Here is a 6,809-nt window from a genome sequence, read left to right as displayed (position 1 = left end):
ACCTTCTCAGTTGCTATCCCATAGTTCTCCAAAATCGGTCGTAAGTATTTCAAATCATGCTTAATAATATTATGGCCGCATAAATAATCCGCACCTCTAAGAAAATTAACAAAGGCAGCTATGGACTTAGAATGAAAAACAGCCCCGGCATCATTGATGCCGCCCATATCCAAGATCGCGCCATTATTTGGTTGTACTTCCAGATCAATGTAGGCGATGGATTTCATTCTCTCATAGTTCCTTTGTACTAAAATATTGGTCAGTCAGCTGATATCGCTTATTATCAGTACTAATTAGAGATAAAATTTAATGCGAAGTGCATAAGGACCCAGAGGGGTTTCAATGACAGCTGGATTTCTTACCTTTGCTTTCTCTTTTTCCCGGTAATTTTATAATTGCAATTTCACTATCCGATCTCGAACAATATCTAAAAATTCTGGTGGTGCCTTCGACGCTTTGCATATGTATTCAGCTGTTAAGATTGCGAATTTGGAAGACTGCGGGTTGCTTTTTGCTAACCTTCTTGCGTTATTCAAAGAACCCAACACTGTTTTATCCGCAAAATATTCAAAAGCTACTTCTTTGAGTAATAATGGGGATAACGTAGTTGCATAAGGCTCCTCTAGGAAACCTCTAATCAGTTGTAAGAACCGATTCCATTCTGGGAGAGATAAGTCAGATGTTACTGTAATATTATTCTGGGTTAAGATCATTTTCCTTAATTCATCCCAGTATGAATAATTTTCAATACCACCCCAAATTAACACTTTTAATTCTTCAGAAAGTTGCTCTTTTGTAGAGGGTATTAGATATTGGTTAAATATACTATAGACTATTTCGTTTATCGCAATAGCAAAAAACGATACTAAATCAAGAAATAGGGCAATATGTTCCTGATTGTCCGGATTCAGCTCGCTTTTGATATTCTTAATTAGAGCAAGAATGTGACGTAACCGAATATTTGCACCTTTTTCATTCCAAAACTCCCTTTTTGTGTACTCTAATGCTGGTTTTAACATAGGAAATCTAGTTGGTATAGCAAAGTATTTACTCCAATGCTCTTCAATACATAGAGCGCTATTAATGTCACGATATTTCTCTGATGTACACTTTGTATAGATGTCAAAATCTCTTCCAGATATTAAATTAACACTTAATTGATTGGCTGCAAGTTTATGATCATTTTCAATTGATTTCTCGAGAACAACTAACCCCTGATGTGCTCCCAATAGATCCATTAACCCTCTCATCCATAATGCCCTAGAAATTGGAGACTGGTTTTTGAGAGTTTTACAATCGCCAATTATTGGTACTAATTTCCCAAAAGGAGAAGGAAAAAAAGCGATTACATCTAAGTCAGTTATAAGTTTTCTGGATTTTGAAATGCCTTCTTTGTAAATAATATCGGCTTCAATAAAAGGGTACCAATCTTTAGAGACAAAGTACTTTAGCACTTTAAACTTTAAAAAACGATCCTTATTAATTAGAAACACCACCTAAGATTAAATTTTCAATTTCTGCCTGCTGTTCATCAGTAAGTAGTACGGATTCCCTCTCCCGTAATTTTTGCGAACTAATTAAGGATTCAACATACATTTGATCTTTTTGTAAAGCAATTCTTACATCTTCATCAACTTCTAAACCTTGAGTATGCCCTTCTGAAACGAGTTCTATTGCCATATCTAATGCTTGCCGACTTTCCTCTACATCATTTAAACAGAATCTATACCAACCATGACCTGCATTCTCTAGACGGCCCACCCTTAAGACTGTTAATTTTCTATATTGCTCAAAGGCTTCCGTGTTCGCCCTAATATAACCCCTATCTCTTAACGCAGTTAGTATTTTTATTGGACTACGTATAGCATATTCCTTTGGAAGTAATTGACCTTGTCTAACGGAAGCAACTAAAGCCATTGCTCTCTCATAAATTTCTCGGTTAGTTGGGCTAAGCCTAACTTCTCCAGGGGCTGGAGTGAACATGAAATAATTACTACCAGCATGAGTTGTATTGATAGAAGGTGGTTTCACGGCACCATCTTGAGCTAACCTTTTTAGAAAACTAATGTCTTCATCTTTTAATTTAACTCCATTTACTTCTTTAGTTGTTTCAATTAGACTAAGTGGCCATCCCTGACACTCTTTAATTATTTTTAATATTCTTTGAATATTATCGGCCCCAGATTTAGCCACTATATCCGCATATAAATCTGCATTTTCTGAGAAAAATAATGGACTAATGATAATATCTCTGCCTCTAGCTCTTTGGCTGTATAAATATCCTCCTTCCTGACCAATCTGTAGAGTTCTTTTAATTTGTTTTGTTTCTGCTCCAATGTTAAAAACCGTATCCCTAAAAATCGGTGATTTCGTTAATTTCTTTAAGATAGCTACAGACAACTGTTCTGACTCATTAAAACTCTTCTCTTTTTCCGCAAATTCTCCAATACCTTCATAAAGGTCATCGAAATAAGGAACCTTAGGCAAAACTGCTTTAATAGTACTGCCCTCACTAATAATATCAATAAACTCAATCTCGGCAAGTATGTTTAATATGGTTTTTAGTACTACCCCTGGAATATGTAAAAAATGAAAAGATACCAGTTTAAGTAAATCATACTTAATTAAGGGTAGTCCTCTTAGGTGCAGTGCTAATCTAACTGCCATACCTATTTCAGGAATGGCTTCAAACTCAGGAACTTCTTTGTTCCCGAGACTTACTTGAATATCATGGCATCTTGCAGCTAACTCTTGTCTTTTTGAAGTCATTTACCCAACTCCTTGCATATTCATTCTCAAATTCGCAGTCAGATTTACTATGTGCCACAGCAAAATTCCCCATTATTAGCCTAATAAGTATAGTGGAAGTGTTAAAAACATGACTTTTAATATCCTTATTGATCTGTCCTTTCTATTAAGCTTTAGCAAATCCGGATCTTTTGCCGGACGGCCTAATGGCGGGCCAGAAAGGCGGATGCCTAAGGGACTTGCAGTACTTGATGTTATCACGAGTTCGATAAATTTTGTCGGCAATCACGGATTTAGGGTAGCAGCCAAATCGCCGGTAGTAATTTTTTACCGCTTCCACTAACGTACTGCCTTCGTTAAACGCATCAAAACTCAAGTATTCCATAAAGCTAAAGCCGTTAACGGTACTAATAGCGAGCTTTGCGCCAAATTCTACGTCAGCATTGGTTTTACCACGTACAATGGGGCGAATAAACGGCATATGCAAACTGACGATTCTGTCTTCGATTTTATGTGCTTTATTGCGGTACATTTCGTTCTGTTGCCTGTAGATCTCATGGCAGACAAGAAGATTACGGTATTGGCGGTTATTGAGTAAAGACAGCGGGCTTTTGGTAACAAGAGAAGCAATTATTGTTAGGTCTCTCTTGATATAGCGGAGCTGTTGGCCGATGCCTTTTCGAATTTCTTTTGCAGTTTTATGCCTTTTCTTGTCAATTTTCAGGTAGTTCTTCCGGGCTTTTCTGCGGTGCGAACGTGGCTTCTTTCTTTGTCCAACATGGGGTTAGTGCAAAACATCAATAATTTCTTCTAACGCTTCTCTGGCTTCGTTAAGCAGCCAAAGGTCAGTCGGGTAATGGATATCAGCTGGCGCACATGTTGCATCCAATATCAGAGTTCCGGCATTTTCCTCAGAATTTGGCACCGCCTTCTTATTGCTGCTTTCAGGGGAACCACTACCCCCAGGCGGATCACTATCAGGGTCTTTATCTTTCGGTTTAGCGGACTTAGTGGCGATTAGTTCGTTAATTTCATTGATAATGTCTACACCCAGCCGTTTACGGAAATGAACCATCATGGAAGGATCAAATGGTTTCTTAAAGCTAAAACCAGAGTACCCGATAAAGTACTGCAGGTAAGGGTTTTCCGAGATATCCTCCACTAGGTCTCTGTCGGACAAACCTTTCTGTTGCTGGATTATCAGTGATCCTAAGGCAACGCGCACCGAGTAGGCTGTTTGTCCGTTTTTTCGGCCAAAATGCTTTTTATATTTATCCTCAGCATCTGCCCACGGAATCATCGCTGCAAGTTTGCACCAGCGATTATTTGGATCCAGTTTTCCACCAAAGGGCATATAAAAATCTTCAGGCATAATCATCTGGCGCTCGTGATGTTTATACATGAGTCAGCCTCCCAAAGTGCACGTTTTTTGCTAGGAAAATGCTTTTTTCCATGTACCTATTATATCACAGAAGTGCTATAAATGCAGTATTTTCAAGGGTTTTTGGGGGCTTCAGCAACCCCTAATTAACTATTTGTTTCTACAATCCAGATAGCCGCATAGATGATCTGCTATCGCTTTTGCCAGCATCGGTGGTACTGCGTTGCCGACTTGTTGGTATTGCGAATCCTTAGTTCCGCAAAATACAAAGCTGTCAGGGAAAGTCTGTAAACGTGCTGCTTCCCTAATACTGAGGGCGCGATGCTTCACTGGATGGATCCACATAGATTTTCTGACATTGACAACTGTGCCAGACGGTTCATCATACTTTAAGCGCAGATAAATGGTATTCTGTGTGCGCTCCGTATCGGAGTAAGTGGTTTTGAGTTCCGCCGGCAAGCTGTGGAAATTCTCCCCTTGCTTAATCGCCATAAACCGCTTCAGTGCGTCTGTGGTTGTTGCAGTAGAGACATGATTGCAAAGAATTTCTGAATCCCGCAACTGTTTTCCAAGCTCACTTATGTCTTTTGGAGCATCAGGCAACTGTACTCCTTGGTCACCGTCAGACACTTCAGTTGCCGTTGCAATTTCCTCCAAATCATTAATTGCATCTTTAACTGTACGGTATTTTGTTTCAGACAATGTGCCAGTTGGGAGTATAACATCTTCACATATGGACTTTTTTACGCCAAGCAGAACAAAGCGCATACGTTTTTGAGGCGCACCAAAGTCCGCAGATGATAAAACACCGTTATTTATACAGTACCCAGTGCTGGAAGCTTCTAAAATGGATTTAACATAGTCAATAACCGCCATCGAAGTAACATGAGCAACAAGCCCATTCTCGGTTGAATAGTTGTTGACCACGATGCGGTTATCCAATATTTCTTTAGCTTTTGAGAACATACGTTGCAGCATAATTGCCGGCTTTATCGCTTTACAAAGTTCATAACCGGCCTCATAGGTTTCAGCAGTGCCGTAATAACTCTGTACTGCAGTTCCTGCGGCATGAGCATGTTTCAAGACAGGGTCTTTTTCGTCAATGGATCCAATGAGGTTCTTCGCGAGAGCAAGAAGCCTGTTCTTATGTTTTCTAAGCGAAGCACACAATTTATCAGGATTATTGCGGGTTTTGAATACCGCATTGAGTGATAAATAGTCTTTCTCACTCCAAAGATAATTTGATATCTGTGCCATGTTTTTTACAATGTCTGTAACGCCCGGAAACACGAACTCGGCCTCAAGAAGCGGAATCTCCGATGGGGTGGTTTTAATGCTATATTTTTCTATGGTTTCCGCATCGGTTTCATCCACATAAAATCGGTGAATATCTGACCGAAGCATGCTTACATTCTCCATCACGAAGGCCATCGGATTCAGGTGAAGCACGGTGTGAACAAACTTTTTTACAAGTGAGTTGTTTTGGCTGATAGCATGATTCTTCTGCCGGTTTGCATTAGAGAACCCTTGGCATGGTGGTCCTCCAATGACAACATCAACTTGGCCGAGCTCCTCTTTTAGTTCATCACTGAGGGCATCGCTAACATCATTATAAACCACCACATTTGGGTGGTTACGCTTATAAGTCTTCTGAGCATTGAGATTGTTTTCAAAGGCTGCCTTTATGTAATATCTGCCTGTTTGAAGGAATCCATAGCTAAGGCCGCCTGCGCCGGCAAACAAATCCACAGCACTGAACTTAGTTTCAGTATCAGAACTCATAATTTAAATCCCTCCTCTTGTAACCGTTCCAGTACAACAAGAAGTTTTTTGCATTGAACTGGGGTCGGCATTTTTTGAGGTATCTGGCATGCAATTCGCAGAGCAGTATGTTCATCAGGCATAATTATCCGCCTGCTCGTAGCAAAACCCAGGGCATTTTGCCATTGCGTCTGAGAAATTTCTATAATCTTAGTCATAATTTCCGAATCAGAAACAATTCGCTGGTCAGCTTTAGCTTCCCTTTCAGCGGCTTTTCGCTCTTCCCGCCCAATAAGGCATGCCTCAATTTCAGGTGATAATCTGTATTCAATACATTGAACGCTTTTCCAGCATCCTTCTTGTTTGCACCACTGGGTGACGTTTTCAACTCCTCTTTGGGGATCGGTCAGCTTATCATAAACAAGCTCTGATAGATGGGTAAGAGCGTTGGCAACAGCATCCGGGACGTTCTGACGTGTCCAGATATTCATCAAATCCAAATCCATTCCCGGAAACTGTTTCTGAATAAGCATATGAAAAAGAGCGATGGTATAGGTAACAATATTGGCACGATAACCCTGGGAATACCATGACTGATGCGGCACCATCAGTTCACTATATCTAAATATCAGGACTAAAGCAACGCTTTCCTGAAAATACTTCTCATTGAAAACAAGTCCGTCATCAGATGCTTCCCACTCGTCATTTGTCGTTTTCGCAAACTCAGCAAAGTTTGTTTGCGCGCCACGACTTACAATATAAGGTAGCCCCTGCCAAGTGTTCCGAACCTTGGCAAGATCAGTTTTCGTTATAAGCTGATTCTTCGGATTCTGGAGCAGAAACTTCTTTTTCTCACCAGCAGTCATTCGCATCTGCTTCTGCAGATACTGCCCGCGGGCCCGCTCATAAAACCACTTTG

7 protein-coding genes are annotated in these 6,809 nt (G+C 40.2%); all 7 read right to left on the bottom strand.

From position 1 onward, the window contains the following. The coding region (locus KGZ89_04675; protein ID MBS3974143.1) for a hypothetical protein at nt 1–227 on the bottom strand (227 nt) is incomplete at its 3' end. A gap of 162 nt (nt 228–389) precedes the next feature. Beyond that, on the bottom strand, nt 390–1,493 hold the full coding sequence (locus tag KGZ89_04670) for a hypothetical protein (protein MBS3974142.1): 1,104 nt from the start codon (nt 1,491–1,493) through the stop codon (nt 390–392). Then, nucleotides 1,480–2,769 carry a hypothetical protein gene (locus KGZ89_04665; GenBank protein ID MBS3974141.1) on the bottom strand — a complete coding sequence of 430 codons (1,290 nt, stop codon included), beginning with the start codon at nt 2,767–2,769 and terminating at the stop codon, nt 1,480–1,482. The genes KGZ89_04670 and KGZ89_04665 overlap by 14 nt, the downstream gene beginning before the upstream one ends. 145 nt (nt 2,770–2,914) lie before the next feature. Beyond that, complete coding sequence (locus tag KGZ89_04660; GenBank protein ID MBS3974140.1) at nt 2,915–3,280, bottom strand: hypothetical protein; 366 nt, start codon at nt 3,278–3,280, stop codon at nt 2,915–2,917. Nucleotides 3,281–3,532: 252 nt separating this feature from the next. Further along, nucleotides 3,533–4,150 (bottom strand): transposase, encoded by a 618-nt coding sequence (locus tag KGZ89_04655; protein MBS3974139.1) that lies wholly within the window; start codon nt 4,148–4,150, stop codon nt 3,533–3,535. Nucleotides 4,151–4,279: 129 nt separating this feature from the next. Further along, nucleotides 4,280–5,911 (bottom strand): DNA cytosine methyltransferase, encoded by a 1,632-nt coding sequence (locus KGZ89_04650; GenBank protein MBS3974138.1) that lies wholly within the window; start codon nt 5,909–5,911, stop codon nt 4,280–4,282. Further along, nucleotides 5,908–6,809, bottom strand: a 902-nt coding sequence (locus KGZ89_04645) for an AIPR family protein (protein ID MBS3974137.1), incomplete at its 5' end; no start/stop codon positions are given. The genes KGZ89_04645 and KGZ89_04650, both read right to left, overlap by 4 nt.

Source organism: Actinomycetota bacterium (assembly GCA_018334075.1).
Taxonomy (GTDB): Bacteria; Actinomycetota; Coriobacteriia; order Anaerosomatales; family UBA912; genus JAGXSC01.
This window is presented reverse-complemented; position numbering and strand designations above follow the sequence as displayed.